At 74.6% G+C, this 23180-nt stretch carries 21 protein-coding genes; 6 read left to right on the top strand and 15 right to left on the bottom strand.

Annotation, left to right across the window (positions count from 1 at the left end; all coding sequences use genetic code 11):
- Nucleotides 1–18: 18 nt before the first annotated feature.
- The 3 genes from ABD774_RS16765 to ABD774_RS16755 are packed head-to-tail and all read right to left on the bottom strand — an operon-like array spanning nt 19 to nt 2769.
- Nucleotides 19–495 carry a DUF6912 family protein gene (locus tag ABD774_RS16765; RefSeq protein WP_345043643.1) on the bottom strand — a complete coding sequence of 159 codons (477 nt, stop codon included), beginning with the start codon at nt 493–495 and terminating at the stop codon, nt 19–21.
- 22 nt (nt 496–517) lie between these two features.
- On the bottom strand, nt 518–2053 hold the full coding sequence (locus ABD774_RS16760; protein WP_345043640.1) for a CpaE/TadZ family protein: 1536 nt from the start codon (nt 2051–2053) through the stop codon (nt 518–520).
- The gene (locus tag ABD774_RS16755; RefSeq protein ID WP_345043638.1) at nt 2050–2769 is read right to left on the bottom strand and encodes a hypothetical protein; all 720 of its coding nucleotides are present in this window, start codon (nt 2767–2769) and stop codon (nt 2050–2052) included. The genes ABD774_RS16760 and ABD774_RS16755 overlap by 4 nt, the downstream gene beginning before the upstream one ends.
- A 100-nt stretch (nt 2770–2869) precedes the next feature.
- Between ABD774_RS16755 and ABD774_RS16750 the strand changes: the two genes are divergently transcribed.
- Complete coding sequence (locus ABD774_RS16750; RefSeq protein WP_345043635.1) at nt 2870–3082, top strand: helix-turn-helix domain-containing protein; 213 nt, start codon at nt 2870–2872, stop codon at nt 3080–3082.
- 27 nt (nt 3083–3109) lie between these two features.
- Here ABD774_RS16750 and ABD774_RS16745 read toward each other — a convergent pair whose 3' ends face one another.
- The gene (locus tag ABD774_RS16745; protein WP_345043633.1) at nt 3110–3628 is read right to left on the bottom strand and encodes a hypothetical protein; all 519 of its coding nucleotides are present in this window, start codon (nt 3626–3628) and stop codon (nt 3110–3112) included.
- Between the two features lie 312 nt (nt 3629–3940).
- Here ABD774_RS16745 and ABD774_RS16740 point away from each other — a divergent pair, with 312 nt between their 5' ends.
- Nucleotides 3941–5083, top strand: a complete 1143-nt coding sequence (locus ABD774_RS16740) for a LysM peptidoglycan-binding domain-containing protein (protein WP_345043630.1) — start codon at nt 3941–3943, stop codon at nt 5081–5083.
- Nucleotides 5080–5613: an Rv3235 family protein gene (locus ABD774_RS16735; protein ID WP_345043628.1), complete on the top strand. Its 534-nt coding sequence runs from the start codon at nt 5080–5082 to the stop codon at nt 5611–5613. Before ABD774_RS16740 ends, ABD774_RS16735 begins: the two co-directional genes overlap by 4 nt.
- Nucleotides 5614–5766: 153 nt before the next feature.
- On the opposite strand, the gene ABD774_RS16730 is transcribed toward ABD774_RS16735, so the two are convergent.
- The 11 genes from ABD774_RS16730 to mtrA form a co-directional block, all read right to left on the bottom strand.
- Complete coding sequence (locus ABD774_RS16730; protein WP_345043624.1) at nt 5767–6384, bottom strand: FMN reductase; 618 nt, start codon at nt 6382–6384, stop codon at nt 5767–5769.
- A 52-nt stretch (nt 6385–6436) separates the two neighbouring features.
- Nucleotides 6437–7630 carry an LLM class flavin-dependent oxidoreductase gene (locus ABD774_RS16725; RefSeq protein WP_345043620.1) on the bottom strand — a complete coding sequence of 398 codons (1194 nt, stop codon included), beginning with the start codon at nt 7628–7630 and terminating at the stop codon, nt 6437–6439.
- Nucleotides 7631–7810: 180 nt separating this feature from the next.
- On the bottom strand, nt 7811–10621 hold the full coding sequence (gene secA, locus ABD774_RS16720) for a preprotein translocase subunit SecA (protein ID WP_345043617.1): 2811 nt from the start codon (nt 10619–10621) through the stop codon (nt 7811–7813).
- A gap of 142 nt (nt 10622–10763) precedes the next feature.
- On the bottom strand, nt 10764–12059 hold the full coding sequence (locus tag ABD774_RS16715; RefSeq protein WP_345043614.1) for a winged helix-turn-helix domain-containing protein: 1296 nt from the start codon (nt 12057–12059) through the stop codon (nt 10764–10766).
- Between the two features lie 42 nt (nt 12060–12101).
- Nucleotides 12102–12728, bottom strand: coding sequence for a UdgX family uracil-DNA binding protein (locus ABD774_RS16710; RefSeq protein ID WP_345043610.1), 627 nt, complete (start codon nt 12726–12728; stop codon nt 12102–12104).
- Nucleotides 12728–13558 (bottom strand): DUF72 domain-containing protein, encoded by an 831-nt coding sequence (locus tag ABD774_RS16705; protein ID WP_345043608.1) that lies wholly within the window; start codon nt 13556–13558, stop codon nt 12728–12730. Before ABD774_RS16705 ends, ABD774_RS16710 begins: the two co-directional genes overlap by 1 nt.
- A 95-nt stretch (nt 13559–13653) precedes the next feature.
- Complete coding sequence (gene hpf, locus ABD774_RS16700; protein ID WP_345043606.1) at nt 13654–14334, bottom strand: ribosome hibernation-promoting factor, HPF/YfiA family; 681 nt, start codon at nt 14332–14334, stop codon at nt 13654–13656.
- 214 nt (nt 14335–14548) lie between these two features.
- Nucleotides 14549–15358: a ComF family protein gene (locus ABD774_RS16695; protein ID WP_345043603.1), complete on the bottom strand. Its 810-nt coding sequence runs from the start codon at nt 15356–15358 to the stop codon at nt 14549–14551.
- 117 nt (nt 15359–15475) lie between these two features.
- Entirely contained in the window at nt 15476–17176 is a 1701-nt protein-coding gene (locus tag ABD774_RS16690) for an LpqB family beta-propeller domain-containing protein (protein WP_345043601.1), read from the bottom strand.
- Nucleotides 17173–18930 carry an MtrAB system histidine kinase MtrB gene (gene mtrB / locus ABD774_RS16685; protein WP_345043598.1) on the bottom strand — a complete coding sequence of 586 codons (1758 nt, stop codon included), beginning with the start codon at nt 18928–18930 and terminating at the stop codon, nt 17173–17175. The genes ABD774_RS16690 and mtrB overlap by 4 nt, the downstream gene beginning before the upstream one ends.
- Nucleotides 18927–19610 carry an MtrAB system response regulator MtrA gene (mtrA, locus tag ABD774_RS16680; protein ID WP_345043595.1) on the bottom strand — a complete coding sequence of 228 codons (684 nt, stop codon included), beginning with the start codon at nt 19608–19610 and terminating at the stop codon, nt 18927–18929. The genes mtrB and mtrA overlap by 4 nt, the downstream gene beginning before the upstream one ends.
- Before the next feature lie 136 nt (nt 19611–19746).
- Here mtrA and ABD774_RS16675 point away from each other — a divergent pair, with 136 nt between their 5' ends.
- Genes ABD774_RS16675 through ABD774_RS16665 form a run of 3 tightly spaced genes read left to right on the top strand, consistent with a single transcriptional unit; the run spans nt 19747 to nt 23028 of the window.
- Complete coding sequence (locus tag ABD774_RS16675) at nt 19747–21093, top strand: glycerophosphoryl diester phosphodiesterase membrane domain-containing protein (protein ID WP_345043592.1); 1347 nt, start codon at nt 19747–19749, stop codon at nt 21091–21093.
- A 1-nt stretch (nt 21094) separates the two neighbouring features.
- On the top strand, nt 21095–21769 hold the full coding sequence (locus tag ABD774_RS16670; RefSeq protein WP_345043590.1) for a DUF4129 domain-containing protein: 675 nt from the start codon (nt 21095–21097) through the stop codon (nt 21767–21769).
- Nucleotides 21766–23028 carry a DUF4350 domain-containing protein gene (locus ABD774_RS16665; protein WP_345043587.1) on the top strand — a complete coding sequence of 421 codons (1263 nt, stop codon included), beginning with the start codon at nt 21766–21768 and terminating at the stop codon, nt 23026–23028. The genes ABD774_RS16670 and ABD774_RS16665 overlap by 4 nt, the downstream gene beginning before the upstream one ends.
- Nucleotides 23029–23180 lie beyond the last annotated feature (152 nt).

The following is a 23180-nucleotide window of genomic DNA, read 5'->3' as shown; positions in this document are numbered from 1 at the left end:
TCGCGGCCTTCGGCGCGGCTACCGGGCCTCGGCCGCCAGCTCGGCGCGCAGGTCGTCGAGCTCGACCACGTCGAACCAGAGCAGGTCACGCTCGGCGGCCCGCTCGAGCGCATCGTCGTCGCCCGCCGCCGCGGCACGGACGTCATCCGCCGCATCGGGCTCGTCGACGTGCAGCGTGACGACGTCGCCCCAGGGCACCGTGGTGACGAGCTCCACGGCGGTGGGCAGCTGCTCCTCGCCCAGGACCTCCGGAACCTGGACGGCGGCGTCGGCGACGTCGGCGACCACCACGACGCGACGCGGCACGGACCCGTCCGCGGCGATCAGCCGCACAGACTCGTCCGCGGCGGCGAGGGTAGCGGTCATCTCCAGGCCCTCCTCGTCCTCGTCCGGCAGCTCCGCGCGCAGCGCGGGGGTCACCGCGTGAGCCCAGCGGGGCGTGATGCCGGCGGGATCGCGCAGGTCCGTGGCGGTCGCGGGCAGGTAGAGGCGCATGGCAGTCAGTGTGTCAGGCGGTTCACCGGACGCGGGCCGGCAGGGCGATGCCGCGCCGCCGGGCGCGTCGCGGACGTTCGCCGCTGAGCCGCTGGGCGAGCTCCTCGACCGCCCGCCGGGCCGGCGAGGTCGGCGCAACCTGGGTGAGCGTGCGCCCCTGCAGCACCGCCCTGTCGAGCGCGGGACGGTCGTCGGGGACGACCAGCGCGTCGGCCACGCCCGCGAAGCGGGCGAGCGCCTCGTGCACCGACTGCCCCGGCGACGGCCCCGCCGCCGAGGCTCGCACGCGGTTCACGACGACCATCCGCCGGGCACCGGGGGCCATGACGTCGGCGTCCGCGAGCTCGCCGAGCGCCATGACGAGCCGGCGCATACCCACCGGCTCCCCCGCCCCGACCACCACGACGACGTCGGCGGCGGCGAGCGCCGACGCGGTCGCCTGGTGCCGGCGAGGCCCGAACGCGCCGTCGTGGTCCTCGTCCAGCGTCGCGCCGGTGTCGACCACCGTCCACGGGGCGGCGGCACGGGCGACGTCCCAGACCACCTCGAGCGCCGACGGCGGCAGCTCGCGCCACCGGTCCGCGCGGGTGAGCCCGGTCATGACGTGGATGTTGCCGTCCACGACCGGGCACAGCCGGGTGAGCGTGGACGCGTCGAGGCGGCCGTTCAGCGCCTGACGCGACACGGCGGCCACGGCCGAGGAGTCGTCGAGGATGCCGAGGACCTGGGTCACCGACGGGGCCTCGGTGTCGGCGTCGACGAGGATCACCGGGCCGGCGAGGGCGGCGAGCTCGGCGGCCAGCGTCACGGCCAGGGTGGTGCGACCGGGCGCGCCCGGCGGTCCCCAGACCGCGACGAGCCTGCCCGGTGGACCCGCACGCGTGCCCTCCCCGGCAACCGCTCCCGCGCGGATCACATCCTCCCCGCCCGCCGCGGCTCCGCCGTCGGCCGCCGCTCGCCCGTCCACCTCCGCTGCGCCGTCGGCCGCCGCCGATCCTGCAGCCGCAGCACCGCCCGGCGCGTCGCCACCTGCTGGACCGGCCACCGCGGCGCGCCGCGCCGCCCGTCGGCTCCCTGCGGCGGGCGCGTCCCGATGCGCGCCGGAGTCCGAGGGTTCGCCTGCCGCGGGGGCGCTGGACCCGCGTGCTGCGGCACCGCCGTCGGCCGCCCCGCCGGCGACGGGCACGACGTCCTCCTCTGGTGCGGGGGTCCGACGTGCCAGCGCGGTGACCGCGTCCGCCAGAGCCGCGGCACCGGCCGTCGCCGGCTCGACGGCGTCGGGGCCCAGCGCGGTGCAGCGCTCCACCTGGTCCGCCGCGGCGACGAGAACCGTGCGCACGCCGGCGTCCCGCAGCCGCGCCACGACCGAGCGGTCCACCCCCGGCATCTCCGCGTCGAGCACTGCCAGCGCGCCGAGCCCCGCCGCGGCCGCCGCGAGCACCTCGGGGACGTCGGCGCACCGGCGCACGACCCGCACGCCCGAGCCCGGGGAGTCCAGGAGCCGCACCACCTCGCTCTCCACGTGGCCGTCGAGCGCGAGGAGGACACCGACGCTCACGCCGCGTCCTCCGTGTCGGCCGCGGGCGCCCCCGCGCCGACGAAGGTCGGTACGGCGACCAGCTGCCCGTCGGTGGAGAGGGCGGCCAGGACGTCGGGCAGGTCGAGACGCGGCACCAGCAGCTCGACCGAGGTTCCCGTGGTGCCGCTGAGCATGGAGTCGTCCTCGACCACCTCGGCGACGACAAGCTCGGCCGCGAGCAGCGCCGGCTCGGGCGCTGCCGCGGCCGGCTGCCCCACGCCACCGCCGATCGGGGCTGGAGGGGCGAGCCACAGGTCCACGACGGCGCCGGCTGCCAGATCCGTGGGGACGGCGAGCCCGAGCGGGACGACGACGGGCCGCAGGTCCACCGCGGCGGCGTCGCCGACGGCCGAGCGCGGCACCAGCTCGCCGGCACCGACGGTGCGGGTGACCACGGCGCCGTCCGGGATCCCGTCCGCGACCAGGTGGTACAGCCGCCCTTCGTCCTCGCCGAGGCGAACCTCGCGGACGCTGAGCACGTCCGGGTCGACCGGGTCGCCCGGGGTGAGCGCCTCGCCCGCCGCGTACACCTGCACCGTGGCGGCCGCGTCCCGGACCGCCCAGGTGCCCAGCGCGACCGCCGCGGCGACGAGCAGGACGCCCATCCCGAGGCGTGGGTCCCGCCAGGTCGGACGGCGCAGTCGACGCGCCTGCGGCAGCTCTTCCGTGTTCATCCACGCCCCCTGCTTGCTCACGGCCCCCATCGTGCCGTCGGCAGCATATTGCCGGACGGATCCGTCCACAGGTACCCCTCGGTGCCACCTGGTCCGCAGCAGGTGATGCGATGATGGGGCCATGGCGCAGCGATTCCTGACCCTCGCGGACGTGGCCGAGGAGCTCGCGGTCTCCGTCGCCCAGGTCCGGGTCCTCGTGCGCTCCGGAGAGCTTCGTGCCATCCAGGTCGGCGGACGCAACCAGTGGCGGGTCGAGGCCTCCGCGCTGGAGGAGTACATCCAGGAGCAGTACGCGCGCACCCGCGCCCGCATCGAGGCCGAGCAGAACAGCTGAGGGCCGAGCCCACAGGGGAGGGTGAGCTCAGACGGTGCTGACGAGCACCACGGCGGCCAGTGCCACCGTGATCGTCCCCTGTCCCGGCGCCTCCTGGCGCAGGTCGACGTGGTCTGAGCCCACCCGGGTGAGCCAGCCGGTGTAGCTCCCGGCGTCGCACGAGACCCGCACCGGGGCACCCTCCCGCGCCAGGGCGCGCAGCACGTGCGTGATGCGCAGGCGACGCTCCACCGTTCCCGCCTCGGGCGCGACCGGCCCCAGCGGCCATGCGGCCTGCACCGCCTCGACGGGGACGAGGAGCCGACGCTCACGGTCGTCGCCCAGGAGCAGCCACTGGGGCGCGGCGTCCAGGATCCGCGCCGACAGGTCGTCGCCCGAGCGTAGGCGCAGCCGAACGTCCTGCCCGAGCCGGGCACGGAGCCGGTCCGCGAGCGCCGTCCCGCCCATCTCAGCCTCGGCCAGCTCGGCGACGAGCACCTCGTCCTCCGCGCGCTCCGCCGCCTCCAGCTGACCCTGCAGATCCTCGAACAGCGCTTCCCACCGCATGAGCGCACGGTACGGGACGACGCGCACCGGTATCCCCCGAAGCGCCGAGGCCAGGAGGCCTCGAGGATGTCGGGCCTCGAGGATGTCGGGCCTCGAAGGTCAGGCGCTCCGGCGGCGGGCGAAGGGCGGCGAGTGGCGGCGGGCGAAGGGCGGCGAGTGGCGGCGGGCCGCGGGCGGCGAGCGCAGCGACGAGGCTGCCGTCCACAGACGCGTCCGACGGGGGTTTACAGACTCATTCCGACTGCGATAGACCTGGGCCTTCAGATATCAAACAACATCAAACGACACGGTTCAGCAGCATCGGGGGCAGTCATGCGAGACACGTTGCCGGGTGTGGGCCTGGGCCCGCTGACGGGATTGGTGGCCAGCACGGCGCTGGCCTTCTGGCTCGCTGCCCGCACCCTTGCCACGGGCGCGGCGCTCGCCGCGTCCCCGGGGAGGGCGGCGGACCTTCCCGACGCCGTCGCCGTCCTGCTGCTGGGGACGGGCTGCGCGGCGGCCGCCTGGTACGCGCTGACCTGCACCCTGGCACTCCTGATCCGTCTGGGCCGGGCGGCCGGCGCGACGACCTCAGGTCTGGAGCACGCCGTACGGCGCTGGGGCTTTCCGGTCCTGCGCCGGGCGGTGCTCACCACGGTGGCCGCCGGCGCCGGGCTGAGCCTGGCGGTCGGCGCGGCCGGAGCGGCGCCGCGGGGCGGCGAGCCGGCCGTGCCGCAGGATCTCGGCTGGGGCGCCGACACGGTCTCCGCGCAGCCGACCGAGGTCGGCACGCGGCTCGGCGCGGCGGCCCGGCAGGGCCTTCAGTCCGACACGGACGCGGGCGACGGCGCCGTAACCGTGCCGCCCCTCCCGCACGCGGCCGGTACTCCAGGTGCTGGCGGACTCGCCACGGATGGCCAGGTCGATGCCGCTGCGCCGCCCGCGATCGAGGCCGTGCCCGCTCCGACGGCGGGGGCGGCTCGCGATGGCGGCCGGGCCGGCCAGGGGTCGCCCGGCACGAGCCAGCCGGCGGGAGCGCCCGGCACGGGCCCGGGCCTCGCAGGGCCGGGGACCAGCCCGGGCCCCGCAGGGCCGGGGACCAGCCCGGGCCCCGCAGGGCCGGGGACCAGCCCGGCCCACGCAGGGCACGGAGACCCCACGGCCGACTCGACGCCTCGTCCCGGTCCCAACCGGTCGACACCCGAAACGTCTCCCCCACCAGCCACGACGGCGGCGCGCACGCCCGCGTCCCTCGACGAGCACGCGCCGCCGGGCGACGCCCGCACCTACCGGGTGCGCCCAGGCGACTCGCTGTGGTCCATCGCCGCCACTCACGTGGGCGAGCCGGCCACGACGGAGGAGGTGGCGCGGGCCTGGCCCGAGTGGTACCGCGCCAACCGCGCCGAGCTCGGCACCAACCCGCACCTCATCCACCCCGGCCAGCTGCTGCACGTCCCCGACGAGGAGGCATCATGAGCACGACGACCCTGACCCGCCCACCGGTTCCGGGCAGGACTCGGACCGGCGTCCGCACCCCCACGCACGGTCCGGGCATCGCCGCGGCACCGCGGACGTCGGTCGCGAACCCGTGGGACCGCGTGCGGTTCGCCGGGCCGACGACGGCGCCGAGCGCGACGGACCACGAGCAGGAGGACGCTGCCGGCGACCTCGACGCCCTGCCCGACCCTGCCCAGTGGGCCGGAGCACTGGTCCGGTCGGCGGTCGAGGCCCTCTGCGGGATCCGCCCGTCGGCCCAGCTCGCGCGCTGGCTCTCGGCCGAGCTCTACGAGTCCCTGGCACGCCGCGCCGGGCTGGCGGTCCGCATCCTCGGGCGCCCCGCCGTGGCGCGCCGGGCGATGGTCAGGCGCGTGCACGTGTGCCACGTCGTCCCCGGCGTCGTCGAGGCCTCCGTGGTGGTCCACGACGGCAACCACCTCCGCGCGGCGGCGGTGCGGCTCGAGGTGCGGCGCGGCCGCTGGCGGGCCACCGCGCTGGAGATCGGCTGATCGGGGCGCGGACTTCTCACGAAGAGGCCCGGCACCCGACTCCCTGCGACGCGGGCCCGCCCCGGACAGGTGACGGCCGGCGTGCGGGGACGCCGAAGGCCACGCCCTCGAGGGGGACGTGGCCTTCGGCACCTGGGACGCGGGACCTGCCGGTCAGAGCCCCTTGAACATCTGGTCGAAGCTGGGGACGTCGTCGTACAGGTCGGCGAGTCCGCCGTTCTGGCGGGCGGCGACCTTCTCGGCCAGCTCGCGCCCGGCGCGGCGGATGCGTGAGGGCAGCGGGTTGACGGTGTCCGCCTCGCCGGCCCAGTCGTCCGTGGCCGCGAAGACCGAGGTGGTCGCGACGTCGGCCCGCAGGTACGTGAACAACGGCCGGACGGAGTACTCCAGCGCCAGCGAGTGGCGCGGGGTGCCGCCGGTGGCACCGAGCAGGATCGGCATGTCGGTGAGGGAGTCCTTGTCGAGGATGTCGACGAAGGACTTGAACAGCCCCGAGTAGGTCGTGGTGAACAGCGGGGTGACGAGCACCAGGCCGTCCGCCGCGGTCACCTTCTCCAGCACCTCGCGCAGCGCGCCGGTGGGGAAACCGGTGAGCATGGCGTTGACGATCTCGTGGGCCACGTCGCGCAGCTCGACGTTCTCCACGGTGGCGCTGACGCCACGGGCCTGAAGCTCCGCGACGGCGGCCTCGGACAGCCGGTCCGCCAGCAGCCGGGTCGACGACGGCTGACCCAGCCCCGCCGAGACGGCCACGATGGTGCGCTCGCTCATACGTTCTCCTCGTTCGTCAGGTCGATGTCGTGCATGTGGTTGGCGTGCGGGCTCAGAGCCCGAACGCAGCTCCCTTGGTCACGGCGTCCGCGGCGGCGGCGTCGTCCTCGGCGGTCTTGCCGGTCCACTTGTCCTCGCCGGCGACGTGGCCACCGGCCGAGGTGCCCGCTGCGCGGGCCTTGGCCACCCTGTCGGCGTGGCTGGGCGGGTCGGACGGCACGTGCGCCGGGCGCTTGGAGTCGTTCTCCTTGCGCAGCGCCGGGACGATCTCCTCGGCCAGGATGTCGATCTGCTCCAGCACCGTCTTCAGCGGCAGGCCGGCGTGGTCGATGAGGAACAGCTGACGCTGGTAGTCCCCGACCTCCTCGCGCATCCTGGCGTAGCGGTCGATGATCTCCTGCGGGGAGCCGACCGTCAGCGGGGTCTCCGCGGTGAAGTCCTCCATGGAGGGCCCGTGGCCGTAGACCGGCGCGTTGTCGAAGTACGGGCGGAACTCGCGCTTGGCGTCCTGGGAGTTCTTCCGGGCGAAGAACTGCCCGCCCAGGCCGACGATCGCCTGGTCCGCCGCGCCGTGCCCGTAGTGCTCGAAGCGCTGACGGTAGTAGTTCACCATCCGCTTCGTGTGGGACATCGGCCAGAAGATGTTGTTGTGGAAGAACCCGTCGCCGTAGTAGGCGGCCTGCTCGGCGATCTCGGGCGAGCGGATCGAGCCGTGCCAGACGAACGGGGGCACGCCGTCGAGCGGGCGCGGGGTGGCGGTGAAGCCCTGCAGCGGGGTGCGGAACTTGCCCTGCCAGTTCACCACCTCCTCCTCCCACAACCGGCGCAGGAGCGCGTAGTTCTCGATCGCGAGGTTGATGCCCTGGCGGATGTCCTTGCCGAACCAGGGGTAGACGGGGCCGGTGTTCCCGCGGCCCATCATCAGGTCCATTCGCCCGTCGGAGATCACCTGGAGCATGGCGTAGTCCTCGGCGATCTTCACCGGGTCGTTCGTGGTGATGAGCGTCGTCGCCGTCGACAGGACGATGTTCTGCGTCGTCCCCACCAGGTAACCGAGCATCGTCGTCGGCGAGGAGGCCACGAACGGTGGGTTGTGGTGCTCGCCCGTGGCGAAGACGTCCAGCCCAGCCTGGTCCGCGTGCTGCGCGATCTTCAGGATCGCACGCACCCGCTCGGTGTCGTCGGGCGTGCGCCCGGTCGTCGGGTCAGTCGTGACGTCACTGACCGTGAAGATTCCGAACTGCATGGTGCGACCTCTCGGATGGTTGATGCATTTGCATGTACATCGGTCCCAACAGCAGGACCTAGGTCTCTATTCCACCTCCATGGCACCGCAGCGTGGTCTCGGACACAACCCCGGCACCGACGGCGAAGGCCCGCCCTGCCGAGCAGGAGCGGGCCTTCGCCGTGCGTCATGTCGTCGCCGTCAGCTCTGCTTCCGGGCCGCCTTCGCGGCTGCGCGCCGGGCCTCGCGGTTCTGCGCGGCCGGCGACTCGCCGTCCAGCTCGGCCGCGACCGCGGCGGGGCCGGAGGTCGGGTTCCCGTCCAGGGCCGACGCGGAGTAGCTGAGCCTGGTGGGCCGCTCGGGCGCCTCGAGCCCGAGAAGGTCCGGCTCGACGGCGGGCGCGGCGGCCGCGGAAGCTGCCTTGCGAGCCGTCGCACCGACCGGGGCACCCGCCGCCGTCGTCGCCGCCGAGGAGGCCGTGACGACGGGGCCGGCCGGGGCCTCCCGCTCCTCGGGCGGCTTGACCTCGAGGTTGAACAGGTAGCGGACCGACTCCTCCTTGATGGCCTCGTTCATGGCCTGGAACAGCTGGTAGCCCTCGCGCTGGTACTCCACGAGCGGGTCGCGCTGAGCCATGGCGCGCAGGCCGATGCCCTCCTTGAGGTAGTCCATCTCGTACAGGTGCTCGCGCCACTTGCGGTCCAGCACCGAGAGCACCACACGGCGCTCGAGCTGGCGCATGACGTCCTCGCCGAGCTCGCTCTCGCGGGCCTCGTAGGACAGGCGCATGTCGGACTGGAGCTCCTCGATGAGCATCTCCGCCGAGACGCGGGTGGCGTTCCCGGCCTCGGCGACGACGTCCTCCGGGGTGATGGAGACCGGGTAGGTGTTGCGCAGCTCGTTCCACAGCCCGTCGAGGTCCCAGCTCTCGGGCGTGCCCGCGGCGGTGTACTCGCCCACGAGCCCGGTCACGACGTCGTCCATGAAGCCCTTGATCTGGTCCTCGAGGTCCTCGCCCTCGAGCACGCGGCGGCGCTCCTCGTAGACGACCGTGCGCTGACGCGAGAGCACGTCGTCATACTTCAGGACGTTCTTGCGGATCTCGAAGTTGCGGGCCTCGATCTGCCCCTGGGCGCTCTGGATGCCCTTGGAGACGAACTTGTGCTCGAGCGGCATGTCGTCCGGGTAGGAGGCGGAGTCCATCACGCGCATCGCGAGGCCGGAGTTGAACAGGCGCATGAGGTCGTCCTCGAGGGAGAGGTAGAACCGCGACTCCCCCGGGTCACCCTGACGGCCGGAACGGCCGCGCAGCTGGTTGTCGATCCGGCGGGACTCGTGCCGCTCCGTGCCCAGCACGTACAGGCCGCCCAGCTCGACGACCTCGTTGTGCTCCGCCGCCACGGCCTCCTTGGCGGCCGCGAGCGCCTGGGGCCACGCGGCCTCGTACTCCTCCGGGGTCTCCGACGGGTCGAGACCGCGCTCCTTGAGCGCGGCGATCGCGATGAACTCGGCGTTGCCGCCCAGCATGATGTCGGTACCGCGGCCGGCCATGTTGGTGGCCACCGTGACGGCGCCCTTGCGGCCGGCCATGGCCACGACGGCGGCCTCACGCTCGTGCTGCTTGGCGTTGAGGACCTGGTGCGGGATGCCCTTCTTCTTCAGCAGCGAGGAGAGGAGCTCGGACTTCTCGACGCTCGTGGTCCCGACCAGCACCGGCTGGCCCTTCTCGTGCCGCTCCGCGATGTCCTCGACGATGGCGGCGTACTTCTGCTTGACGCCCTTGTAGATGTAGTCCGACTGGTCGATGCGCTGCATCGGCCGGTTCGTCGGGATCGGGACGACGCCGATCTTGTAGGTGCTGGCGAACTCGGCCGCCTCGGTCTCGGCGGTACCGGTCATGCCGGAGAGCTTGTCGTAGAGGCGGAAGTAGTTCTGCAGCGTGATCGTGGCGAGGGTCTGGTTCTCGGCCTTGATGGCCACGCCCTCCTTCGCCTCGATCGCCTGGTGCATGCCCTCGTTGTAGCGGCGCCCGGCCAGCACGCGGCCGGTGTGCTCGTCGACGATCAGGACCTCGCCGTTCTTGACGATGTAGTCCTTGTCGCGCTTGAACAGCTCCTTGGCCTTGACGGCGTTGTTGAGGAAGCCGATGAGCGGGGTGTTGAGGGACTCGTAGAGGTTCTCGATGCCGAGGTAGTCCTCGACCTTCTCGATGCCGGGCTCGAGCACGCCGATGGTGCGCTTCTTCTCGTCGACCTCGTAGTCCTCCTCGCGCTGGAGGCGGGTGACCAGGCGGGCGAACTCGGCGTACCACTTGTTGACGTCGCCGGAGGCGGGCCCGGAGATGATCAGCGGCGTGCGGGCCTCGTCGATGAGGATCGAGTCGACCTCGTCGACGATGGCGAAGTGGTGGCCGCGCTGGACCAGCTCCTCGACCGACCACGCCATGTTGTCGCGCAGGTAGTCGAACCCGAACTCGTTGTTGGTGCCGTAGGTGATGTCTGCGGCGTACTGCGCGCGGCGCTCGTCGGGCGTCTGCCCGGAGAGCACGGTCCCGGTGGTCATCCCGAGGAAGCGGTACACGCGCCCCATCAGCTCGGCCTGGTAGCCGGCCAGGTAGTCGTTGACCGTGACGACGTGCACGCCCTTGCCCGTCAGCGCGTTGAGGTAGCTGGGCAGGGTCGCGACGAGGGTCTTGCCCTCACCGGTCTTCATCTCGGCGATGTTGCCCAGGTGCAGCGCCGCGCCGCCCATCACCTGGACGGTGTAGTGGCGCTGGCCCAGGGTCCGCGAGGACGCCTCCCGCACCGTGGCGAAGGCCTCGGGGAGCAGGTCGTCGAGCGACTCCCCGTCCGCCAGACGGGCCTTGTAGCGGTCGGTCTCCTCGCGCAGCTCGGCGTCGGAGAGGGACGAGAAGGAGTCCTCAAGGGCGTCCACCTGGGCCGCCATGGCGGAGAGCTTCTTGAGGACGCGTCCCTCGCCCATCCGGAGGATCTTGTCGAGGATCGCAGGCACGCAGCACTCCTGATCGTTCGTCTCCGCCGCGGCGTCCACCACGGCGGGGGCCACCCACGGCAGGGCGCACCCGGGACCATCGTAGGCGTAGGCGTTCCCCGCGTGCGCGCACGGCTGCCGGAACGCCCGCCGAGCCGGGCCGTCAGCGTGGCGCGCGCCGGGCCAGGTCCCCCGCCAGGTCCCCTCCGGCGTCGGGGTCGACGACGACGTCGCCCAGTCCCAGCCAGGCCGCCGTCTCGCCCAGCTCGGCCGCGAGCGCGCCGACGACGACGTCCCGCGCCGGCCAGGCGCCCGACCCGGTCCGTGGCAGGCCCGGAACCTCGTCGGGCACCTCGGCGTGCGCGGCGCGTACGCGCAGCACGCCCTCGCGGCGCTCCGCCTTGAGGTCGACGCGGGCGACGAGGTGCTCACCGAGCAGGAAGGGCAGCACGTAGTAGCCGTGCGTGCGCTGGGCGCGCGGGGTGTAGATCCCGATCCGGTAGTGCATGCCCCACAGGTCCAGGAGCCGCCGGCGCTCGAAGACCAGCGGGTCGAACGGGGCCAGGAGGGCGCGCGCCGTCGTCCGGCGCGGGACGCGCGCGCCGGCGTGGAGATAGGCGGCGCGGTTCCAGCCGCTCACGCGGACCGGGAGGAGCTCCCCGGTCTCCACCAGCTCGGCCACGGCGCGGGCCGCGGCGTCCGTGCGCAGCCGGAAGTAGTCGGCGAGGCACCGGAGCGACCCGACGCCGTGGGCGCGCGCGGCGATGCGCACGAGCTCGCGCACGGCGTCGGCCTCGGCGGGCACGGGTGCGGCGAGGACCGCCGGCGGCAGCACCCGCTCCGTGAGGTCGTAGGCACGCTCGAACTGGCTGTTGCGGTGCGCCGTCGCCACCTCGCCCACCTCGAAGAGGTGCTCCAGCGCGTGCTTCGCAGGGGTCCAGTTCCAGCCCCAGTGCTTCTTCGGGCCGGTCTCGTGGCCGAGCAGCGCGTGCAGCTCGCTCGCGGTGACCGGGCCGTGGTCGGCGACGAGGCCGCGGACCGTCTCGACCAGGCCGGGGTGGTGGGCGAGCTCGCGCCCCCAGTGGTCCCGCTCCCGGTAGCGCTCCATCCGCCAGCGCAGCAGCTGGTAGGTGCGCGGCGGCACGTAGGACGCCTCGTGGGCCCAGTACTCCACGAGCCGGCGCGGCGCCCGGCCGCTGGCACGGTCGAGCAGCGCGGTGTCGTAGGGGCCCAGCCGGGAGAACACCGGCAGCAGGTGGGCCCGGGCGAGGACGTTGACGGAGTCGATCTGGAGGAGGCCGACGCGGTCGACGACCCGCTGGAGGTGGGCCATCGTGGCCGTGCCGGGAGCCGGCCTGGGCCGGTCCAGCCCCTGGGCGGCCACCGCCGTGCGCCGGGCCTGGCCGGCGGTCAGGGTGGCGAAGGGCCGGGCGGCGGCGACGTCGTCGGCTGGGCTCACGGCCACCATCCTGCCGTGCCCCACCCACACCGCCGGGCCGACCTACGCCGCCGCGGCCCGCAGGTCCGCCACCAGGGCGTCGAAGGCCTCGTCCCACTCGGGCTTGCCGCGCAGGCGGAGCACCGCGGAGGGGTGGGTCGTGACGACCACTCGGACCCCGCCGTCGCCCTCGAGCGCCTGCCCCCGCACCTCCCCGACCCGGACCTCCCGCCCCAGCACGGCCCGGGCTGCGGTCGCGCCGAGGCAGACGATCACCGCCGGGCCCACCGCCGCCAGCTCGGCCTCGAGCCACGGGCGGCATGCCTCGACGTGGGCGACGCCCGGGGTCTTGTGAATACGCCGCTTGCCGCGCTCGGTGAACCGGAAGTGCTTGACCGCGTTGGTGAGGTAGACCGCGGTGCGCTCGATCCCGGCGGCGGTCAGCGCGTCGGCGAGCACGTCGCCGGCCGGGCCGACGAACGGCTCCCCGGTCCGGTCCTCCCGGTCCCCGGGCTGCTCCCCCACGAGCGCGATCCGCGCGCGCTCGGAGCCGACGGAGAACACCACCTGGGTGGCGCCGGCCCACAGCTCGCAGCCGCGGCAGCCGGGTGCTGCCCGGCGCAGCGCGTCGACGTCGCCCGCGGGCGGCACCCACCGCTGCGCGCCCGGCCGCTCCGGTCCGGTGGCCATCACACCTCCGTCCGCTCGAGGTCCGCGAGCCGTCCGGCGAGCGCGATGGCGTCGACGGGCGCCCGGACCTTGACGTCGTTGTCGAAGTACACGTACACGTCCTGCCCGGCCTCGTGCCAGCGGCGCACCCGCGCGGCCCAGGCGTCGAGGGCGGCGTCGTCGTAGCCGCTGACGTACAGCTCGGCGTCCCCGTGCAGCCGTACGTACACGAAGTCCGCGGTGGTCTCCTCGATCAGCGGCCACCGGCCCGCGGTGTCCGCCACGACGACGGCGACGCCGTGCGCGCGCAGCAGCTCGAGGAAGGCGGGGTCGCGGAAGCTCTCGTGGCGGACCTCCATCGCGTGCCGCAGCGGCCGGTCCTCGCCCGCGTCGGTCCAGGCGGGCGCCTTGAGCCGGTCGTCGTGCCCCTCGGCGAGGCGGGCGGCGGCCGAGGTGCTGCGCGGCAGCCTGCCGAGGAAGTCCTCGAGCCGCCGGGCGTCGAAGCCGAGGTTGGGCGGCAGCTGCCAGAGCACCGGGCCGAGCTTGTCCCGCAGAGCGAGGACCCCGGAGGCGAAGAAGTTCGCCAGGGCGGTCTCGACGCCGGCGAGCTTCTTCATGTGCGTGATGAAGCGCCCGCCCTTGACGGCGAAGACGAAGTCCGGCGGCGTCTGGTCGTACCAGGCGCGGAAGCTGTCGGGCCGCTGCAGCGAGTAGAAGGACCCGTTGATCTCCACCGTGCTCAGCCGCTCGGCGACGTACTCGAGCTCTCGGCGCTGCACCAGGCCCTTCGGGTAGAAGGTGCCGCGCCACGGCCGGTACCGCCACCCTGAGATGCCGACACGGACCGTCATCTGCCGGAGTCTAGGAGCGGTGCCCGCGCCCGGCGAGGCGGGCGGCAGACACGGCGGGGCCCACCGTCGCACGGCGACGGTGGGCCCCGGTCGGCTCAGCGGTTCGCGCCCGCGCCGATCGGCTCGGTCACGTGGTTCGTCGCCTCGGTCCCGGCGACGACCGTGTCGAGGCGGATGACCCCGTAGGTCCAGCCGTGGCGGTGGTAGACCACGCAGGGCTGGCCGGTCTCGTCGTCGATGAAGAGGAAGAAGGGGTGGCCGACGAGCTCCATCTCGTACAGCGCCTGGTCCACCGTCATGGGCCGCGCCTCGTGCAGCTTCTGGCGCACGACGACCGGCGAGTCACCCAGCTGGGCCTCCACGCTCTGCCCCGGCTCGGTCGGCGGGACGGGCCGCTCCGGCAGCTGGTCCTCGTCGGCCTCCCGCGTCGTCAGGACGGGGGCCTCGACGGGTGCCGGCGTGGCGTACCGGTGGTGGTCCTTCCTGCGGTCCCGCGTGCGGCGCAGGCGCTCGAGCAGCTTGCCCGCCGCGACGTCCAGGGCACCGTAGAAGTCCGAGGCCTTGGCTTCCGCGCGGATCACCGGTCCCTTGTCACGGACGGTGATCTCGATCTTCTCCGCCTGGTCCGCCTGGCGCGGGTTGCGCTCGTGAGTCAGCTCGACCTCGACCCGCTGCGCGCGTGGGGCGAACTGCTCGATCTTCGTGAGCTTCTCCTCCACGTGGCTGCGGAACCGGTCGGTGATCTCGGTGTTGCGGCCCTTGACGACGAATTCCATGGTGGCCTCCCTAGGTCCTGGGGAACACGGGAGCGACAGTCGCCCCCGGTCGACTTCGTGAATGCCCGCGCCTCGTCAGCGGGCGAAGGAATGAGCGACCACCTCCCCCGGGCCGGACCGGGTCCGCGCCGCTTCGCGCGTGTCCTGCGGTCCGAACGTGTCCTCCATGACCTCACGCTAGTCGCAATCGTCGTGGAGCGACACGTCCAAGGTCCTAGAGCGTCGGAACCCTGCGGTGGCGCGAGGGCGAGGGGGTCGACGCGAGCACGAACGCACCGACGACGGCGGTGCCGCCGGCCCGCAGGGCGGCCGCGCTGGCGGCCAGGGTGGCGCCCGTCGTGACGACGTCGTCCACGAGAACGGCGACGGCGTGCGGCGGCAACGGCGCCAGCGCGACGACGGTCCCGTCCCTGTTCGCGACGCGGCCGCGGGCGCCGATCCCGGCCTGGTGGGCGCGCCCGCCGCGGCGGCGCAGCAGGTCCGCGACCACGACCCGGCCGACCGGGAGGTCCGGCGGCGCACCCTCGCGCCAGCCGGCGGCAAGGCCGCGGGCGACGGCGTCGGCGAGGTCGGCCACGACCAGCCGGCGGGCGAGCCTGCGGCGCCACCCGGAGGGCGCCGGGACGACGACGACCTCGACCGGGCCCGTCCCCGCCGCCGTCGTGCCGGACGCGAGCTCTCCGGGACGGAGGAGGTCGAGCAGGTCCGGGTCGCCCGACCAGGTGCGCGCCGCCGCCCGCGCCGCGGCCAGGACGGCGGGCGCGACGTCCCGGCGGCGGTGGTTCTTCCAGCCCAGCACGATCGCGCGCAGCGGGCCCCGGTAGGCGCCGATCGACCAGGTGGGCAGCACGGGCAGCGTGCCGCCGCCGGCGAGCAGGGCGGCATCCTCCTCGCAGCGCGCGGGCGGGCACCGCAGGAGCGCCCCGCACCGCTCGCACAGCACCACGTCCCAGCGGCCGCAGCCGGCGCACTCCACGGGCAGCACCAGGCCGGCGGCCTCGGCGAGCGCGGCACGGACGTCCACACGGGCATGCTGCCGGACGGCACCCGGACGCCCACAGCCGCCCGGGCCGGGCTGTGGAGGCGCGGCACGGCCTGTGGACCAGGGGCAGTCGCGCAGGGTGGGCAGCCGGCCGGACGGTCAGCCGGGCAGCGCCGGGTCCGACACCGAGCCGAGCCACGCCCGCCAGCCGGCGCCGTTGCGCTCGTACAGCCGGCCGTCCTCCGTCGCCACCACGAGGGACCTGTCGCCGCGGCCCGCGGTGAGCGAGACCGCCCCGTCGACCACCGGCAGCCGCGTGGCCGGTCCGCCCAGCGGCAGCATGTGCACGCTGGGGACCGGCTCGGCCTCGGTGGTGCCCAGCACCGCGACGGTGCTCTCGTCGATCCAGGCCACGTCCACGGCGTCGGTGAGCCGCTCGCCGAACCGCACCGGTTCGGCGAGCGCGCGCGGGGTGCCGTCCGCGTCCCGGACCACGGCCGCGACGTCCAGCACGGGGGTGCCCGCCACCTCCCAGACCACCACCACGCGCGCAGCCTCCCGCGAGATGCGCAGGGCCCGCACGGTGCCGTTCTGGAGCCACGGCGCGTCGACGTCCATCGTGTCGCCGTCCGGGCGCACGGCCCGCAGGCGACCGTCCGCGCGCGCGGGGGTGGTCCAGGCCCACCCGTGCCGGTCGACGGACGGCGCCACGAGGTCGCTGCCCTCGGTCAGGACGAACGGCTGGGCGTCGCCGGCGGGCGCGGACACCAGCCGGTCGGGCCCGTCGAGGAGCACGGTCGTCGGGGTGGTCGACTCGTAGCCCACCGCCGGGTCGTGCGGGGAGAGCTGCGCCAGCTGCTCGCTCCCCGGGCGGGGGACGACCTCTCCGCCGACGACGTCGGCGAGCGTGCCGTCGCTGATCACGGCCATGGGGTTCGGCACGTAGGGGTAGATCGGCAGGTCGGGCACCGGCTCCTCGAGCTCGAACGGCGCGCCGGCCGCGGTGATCTCGACGTCGTGCACGTCGGGGTCGTGCTGGAGCGTCCGCTCCATCTGGGCGTAGAGGAGCGACCGCTCCTCCGCCTTCGCGGCCAGGAGGTCCGCCGAGAGGTCCACGCGCGCCACGCCCTCGGCGACCTGGACCGACTCCACCGTCATCCGCGTGCCCACGGGCACCGTCGTGCGCACGCCGGGGGCGAGCCAGGACGACGGTCCCTCGAGCAGCGCCCGGACGAGCGACGTCGCGAGGTTCTCCTGCGGGAACCAGCGCACCTCGGGGACGAGCGCGCTGAGGTCGGGGGTCAGGAAGTACACCGAGCTCTGGTTGTAGACGGACTGGAAGTTGGCCGCCGGGAGCAGCACGCCGTCGTCGAGCTCGATGATGCGCCACTCGCCGTCGCCGTCGCGCGCCAGGGTGAAGTCGGCCTGGATCGTCGTGCCGGGGGCGGCCTCGCTGTAGCGGCCCGCGGAGTCCAGGGAGGCCTCCGCCGTGACGCTGAGCCTCACGCCGCCGTCGCCGGCGCGGCTGTACTGCGGGGCCGGCGCGTCGGAGTAGATGCGGACCTGCTCGAGCGGCTGCCACGTGGTGACCGCGCTGCCCGCGAGGAACTCGCGGGCGACGACGAAGCCGTCGGAGTACCCGGCCCAGGAGGCGGTGAGGAACCCGTCGACGATCTCCTCCGGGGACGCCCCGGGCTGGGGACCGCTCGCGAAGAAGCCGATGCCCTGGGGGGCCGGCAGGTCGGGGTCCGAGGCCGTGACCGGGCCGGAGCGGGGCAGGGCGGCGCAGCCGGCGAGAGCCAGGGCGAGGACGAGCAGCGCGAGCACGGCGCGCGGCAGGCGGGCGACGGCGGTGCTCATCGGGCGTCCTCCGTCAGCCTGGGCAGGGCGGCCGGGCCGCCGGAGCCGGTGAGCTCGTGCGTCGTCGGCGCCGAGGTGTCCACCTCCGGGGAGAGCGGGACGGGGGAACGACCCACCACCGCCCCGGCGCGCCGGGGCAGGGTGAGGAGGAACGCGGCGGCGACGCCGGGGCGGCCCCAGGCCTGCAGGGTGCCGCCGTGCAGGCGGGCGTCCTCCATGGAGATCGCGAGGCCGAGCCCGGTCCCGCCTGTGGTGCGGGCGCGTGCCGGGTCGGCGCGCCAGAACCTGTCGAACACGTGCGCGGCGGCCTCCTCGTCCATGCCCACGCCGTGATCGAGCACCCGCACGGCGACGGTGGAGGCGTTCATCCCGATGGTGATGTCGATGGGCCGGCCCTCGCCGTGCTCGATCGCGTTGGAGAGCAGGTTGCGCAGCACGCGCTCCACCCGGCGCGGGTCGACGTCGGCCGTGCACGGCCGGTCGGGCGCGTGCACCCGCACCTCGGACCCCTTGGCGTCGGCGAGGATGGCGTTGATCTCGACCACGCGCGCCACGAGGTCGCGCACGTCCCGCTCCTCGACGTCGAGCACGGCGGCACCGGCGTCGAAGCGGGAGATCTCCAGCAGGTCGGCGAGCATGGACTCGAACCGGTCGAGCTGGGCGTGCAGCAGCTCGGCGGAGCGCCGGACCGCGGGGTCGAAGGAGTCCTTGGCGTCGTGGATCAGCTCGCCCGCCATGCGGATCGTGGTCAGCGGCGTGCGCAGCTCGTGCGAGACGTCGGAGACGAAGCGCTGCTGCAGCCGGGAGAGCTCCTCCATCCGCTCGATCTGGCGCTGCAGCGAGGAGGCCATCTCGTTGAAGGACTGGCCCAGCAGGGCCAGCTCGTCGCGCCCGCGCACGTCCATGCGCTCGTCGAGCATGCCGTCGGCCAGCTTCTCGGCCGTGAACGCGGCCTGCTTGACCGGCCGCAGCACCCACCTGGTGATCACCCAGGTCATGGCGCCGAGGAGCAGCACGAGGGCGACGGCGCCGACGGCCAGCACCCGCAGCACGAGGGAGATCGTCTCCTCCTCGGGGCCCAGCGTGTAGACGAGGTACATCTCGTACGCGCCGGCCGCGGGGAGGGTGACCGGGGAGCCGACGACGATGCCGGGGGCGTCGCCGGTCTGGCCGGGCAGCTGCACCGGCTGCCAGTGCTGGCCGCCGTCGGTGGCGACCGCGGCCCGCATCTCGGGGCTGACCAGCGCCCGCAGGTCGATGCCGGTGTTCGTGCCCAGATCGGCGATGGTCACGGCGGAGGTCTCGCCCGGGGACCGGATCAGCAGGGCGCCGACCGCGCCGGAGCCGGCGGTGTCGAGGCTGCGGATCCAGCCGTTCGCCACCGACTGCACCTGCTGGCTGGTGGTCGCCGTCGCGGAGTCGAACGTCTCCTGGGCGTCCTGGTGGCGCAGCGCCGCGTCCTCGAGCATCTGCCCGACGCGCTCGTCGTAGAGACCGTCACGGATCTGCAGGGTGAGCACGCCTCCGATGACCGCGAGCGCGACGAGCCCACCGACCACGGTGCTGGCCACGACGCGGACCGTCAGCGACGAGCGCCACCGGCGGAGCAGCTGGAGGAACTTGCGGCGCAGACGGACCCGCAACCGCACGCGCGACCGGGGCCGGTACGTCGTCGCCGGCCCGGCGGGGTGCGGCACGGAGCCGGCCCCCGGTCCCCCGACGGCCGGCGGCCGACCTCCGACGTCGGCGCTCACGCCTGGGGCGCCCCCGCCCGGTAGCCCACACCACGGACGGTCACGACGACCTCGGGGTGCTCGGGGTCCCGCTCGACCTTGGCCCGCAGGCGCTGGACGTGGACGTTGACGAGCCGGGTGTCGGCGGCGTGCCGGTAGCCCCACACCTGCTCGAGCAGCACCTCGCGGGTGAAGACCTGCCAGGGCTTGCGCGCGAGCGCGACGATCAGGTCGAACTCCAGCGGGGTCAGGGCGATGACCTGGCCGTCGCGGGAGACCTCGTGGCCGGCGACGTCGATCTCGAGGTCGCCGATGCGCAGGCGCTCCGGCTCGGTGTCCTCCTGGCGGCGCAGGCGCGCGCGCACGCGGGCGACGAGCTCCTTGGGCTTGAACGGCTTGGCGATGTAGTCGTCGGCGCCGGCCTCGAGCCCGGCGACGACGTCGATCGTGTCGGACTTGGCCGTCAGCATGACGATGGGGACGTCGGACTCGGACCGGATCATCCGGCAGATCTGGATGCCGTCCAGGCCGGGGAGCATGAGGTCGAGAAGCACGAGGTCGGGCTGCTCGGCGCGGAACATCTCCGGCGCCAGCGCGCCGTCGGCGCAGAAGACGGTGTCGAAGCCCTCGGCCTCGAGCACGATGCCGATCATCTCGGCCAGGGCGGTGTCGTCGTCGACCACGAGGAGTCGGGCAGTCATGCACCTATGTTCCCACCCCCGCGACCTGGAGCTGCACAGGCGTGCCGCATCCTGGCCGCGCGAGCACGCGGTCGTGGGACGATGTGCCTGGTCGGAACACCGGGGGTGGGGCGAGGGTCCCGCAGAGAGGCAGTCCATGTCGAGCGACGAGGGCCAGCGCCCGCGGCCGGACGAGCCCGCCGCCGCTGCCGGAGCGGGACCGCGCGACGACGCGTGGGCCGGTGAGCAGTACGCCGCCCCCGCCACGGGTGGTGACCAGTACGGCCAGTACGGCACCCAGCAGCCCCAGGCCTCCCCGCAGTACGGCCAGTACGGCCAGTACGGCACCCAGCCGGCCGAGGGCTCCGCGCAGTACGGCCGGTACGGCACCACGCCGGCGCCGGTCGCCGGGCAGTACGCCGGCTACGGCGAGCAGCAGGCCTGGGGCCAGCAGCAGCCCTGGGGTCAGCAGCCGGGCGGGTGGGGCGTCGTGCCCCCGCAGTCGGCGCCGGTGTACGGCCAGTACGGCTCCGCCGCCGCGCAGCAGGTGCCGCGCGGCTTCGGCGGCGCCGCGCAGCCCGGCATCGTCCCGCTGCGCCCGCTCAACGTCGGCGAGATCCTCGACGGCGGCTTCCGCGCCATCCGGGCCAACCCCAGGGTGATGTTCGGGCTGTCGCTGCTGGTCATGGGGGCCACGGCCGTCATCGAGGCCGTCGTCCTTGGTCTCCTCGTCGGCGGGGCGCTGCCGCTGCTCGACCCGACGGCGTCGCCGGAGTCCCTGGCCGCCTTCGGCGCCGGCAGCGTGCTCGGCGGGCTCGCCACGGTGGCCGGGGTCTACATCGCCTCGATCGTGCTCACCGCGATCCTCATCATCTCGGTCAGCCAGTCGGTCATCGGGCGGGTGGCCACCGCCGGGGAGGTGTGGGCGAACGCGAAGGGGCAGGTGTGGCGCCTGGTCGGTCTCACGCTGCTGCTCGGCGTCGGCTGGGTGGTGGTCGTCGTCGGGCTGGCCGTCGTCGCGGCGCTCCTGGGCAGCGGCGCCGTCGCGGCGTTCGGCGAGTCCGCGCCCGTCCTGGTCGCCCTGGTGATCTTCGTGCTCGTGGTCGCCGCGCTGGTCGGCATGTCGTTCTTCGCGGTGCGCCTGACGCTGTCCGCGCCGGCCCTGATGCTCGAGCGCACGGGCGTGATCCAGTCCCTGCGGCGCTCGTGGTCACTGACCCGCGGCCACTTCTGGCGCATCTTCGGCTCGCTCGCGCTGGCCCTGATCATCATCAGCGTCATCTCCTACGCGCTGATGATCCCCGTAACCGTGGGCATGGCCTTCATCGGCGACGAGATGACCGCCCTCGTGGTCACCCTGGTCGTCTCGACGGTGCTGCAGGTGCTGCTCTCCGCCCTGACGACGCCGTTCCTCGCCGCCGTCCTGGCCCTGGTGTACATCGACGTGCGGATGCGCAAGGAGGGCCTCGACGTCGAGCTCGCCCGCGCGGCGGAGGTCCGCTGAGGTGCTGGTCCCGCTGGCCGTGCGCCTCGGCGTGCCGGTCGACCCCGACGCCGCGGAGGCGCAGCGGTGGGCCGAGGAAGAGCTCGCCAAGCCGATCTACTCCGACCAGCCCGGGCTGCTCGAGCGGCTCGGCGAGTGGCTGCTGAGCCTCTTCGACGGCATCGGCCGCATCGGCGTGGTCACGCCGCCCGCGGTCGTGCCCGTGCTGGTGGTGCTCGCGTTCGTCGGCGTCATCGTCGTTGCGCTGGTTCTCGGCGGACGGGTGCGCCGCAGCCGCGTCGTCGAGCCGCAGGGCTCTCACGAGCTCTTCGAGGACGAGCGCACGAGCGCCGACCTCGCCGCCGCCGCGGACCTAGCCGCCCGCCGCGGCGACTGGGCGACAGCGGTGCTCGAGCGCTTCCGCGCCCTGGTCCGGCGACTGGACGAGCGGGCGGTCCTCGAGGACCGCGCGGGCCTGACCGCGCACGAGGCCGCGACGCTCGCGGCCGCCGCGCTGCCCGACGAGGCTGACGGGCTGCGCTGGGCGGGTCGCCTCTTCGACGACGTCCGCTACGGGCACGTCCGGCCCGGCGAGGCCGAGGACGCCGCGCTGCGCGACCTCGCCGCCCGCGTGGCCCGGTCGCGGCCGGGGCGGACACCCGCGGCGGCCGGCGCCGGCTGGGCGGAGCTGTCGTGAGCGCCGCCGGCACGCACAGCGCCGCCGGTCCCGCCGTGCCCGCCGGCGGTCCGGACGCACCGGCGGCGGAGGGGACGCCGTCGTCCCCGGACGGCGGGGCGGCCACCACGCCGCCCGCTGGCGAGACGCCCCGACGGCGCTCGTGGTGGCGGCGCCACCGCGCCGCGGCGGTCGTCAGCGTCGTGTTCCTCGGGCTCGCGCTGCTCGCCGTCGTCCTCGGCGGACGCACGTCGGGACGCCCGCTGGCGCCGGACAACCCCGAGCCCGGCGGCGCCCGCGCCGCTGCCGAAATCCTCCGGGGCCAGGGCGTCCGGGTGCACGAGGCATCCACCCTCGCGCAGGTGGGCGGCCTCGCCCGCCCCGGGACGACCGTGCTGGTCACCGACGTCCGGCTCCTCACCCCCGAGCAGCGCTCCGAGCTCGTGGACACCGGCGCGGACCTGGTGGTCGCCGGCAGCCCGTTCACGGACCTGGAGGGGCTCGGCGTGCCGCTCGTGCCCGGCGGTGCCGGTGCCCAGGACCCGGTCCTGGCGCGGTGCGACGACCCGGACGCGCGGGCGGCGTCGCGCATCTCCTCCTCCTCCGGCTCCGTCACCGCCGAGGCGGGGGCGGCCGGCGTCACCGTCTGCTTCCCGGTGGACGGGGACGGCGCGGGGGCCTACGCGGTGTGGTCCGACGGCGGGCGGACGGTGCGCTACCTCGCCGACCCGCAGCTCATGACGAACCGGCTCCTCGCCGAGGACGGGAACGCCGCCCTGGTGCTGCGCATGCTCGGCCACCACGAGGACCTCGTCTGGTACGTGCCGTCCCTGCTCGACACCTCCGGCAGCGTCGAGGACACGGTCCCGGCCCTGCCCGCCGGCGCCACGATGGCGCTGTGGATGCTGCTGGCCGCCGCCGTCGTCCTGGCCGTCGGGCAGGCGCGCGGGCTCGGCCGGGTGGTCACCGAGATCATGCCCGTCGTGGTGCGTTCGGCGGAGACCACGCGCGGCCGCGGGCGGCTGTACCGGCGCTCCGGCGCCCAGGACCACGCCGCCGCCGCCCTGCGCGCGGGGGCGGCGAGCCGGCTGGCCCGCGCCCTCGGGGTGCCCCGCTCCGCCGACGCCGCCACCCTGATCGACGCGGTCGCCCGGGCCACCGGGTGGGAGGCCCGGGAGGTCTCCGACCTGCTCCACGGCCCGCCGCCCGCCGACGACGGCGCCCTGCTCGCCCTGTCCACCATGCTCGACGCCCTGGAAAGCGAGGTTCACCGATCGTGACCCATCCCCCGTACGGCCAGCAGCCGTCCGCCACGCCGGACCAGGAGCGGTTCGCGCCGCGCCCGCCGGCGGCGGCGCCGCAGGACGGCCGCGCCGCCCAGGACGCCCGCGCCCCGCAGGACGGCTACGCCGCCCCCGACGGCGGCGAGCAC

Source organism: Georgenia daeguensis, assembly GCF_039537705.1.
Classification (GTDB): Bacteria; Actinomycetota; Actinomycetes; order Actinomycetales; family Actinomycetaceae; genus Georgenia; species Georgenia daeguensis.
The sequence above is the reverse complement of the archived record's forward strand: the minus strand, read 5'-3'. Positions and strand labels throughout refer to the sequence as shown.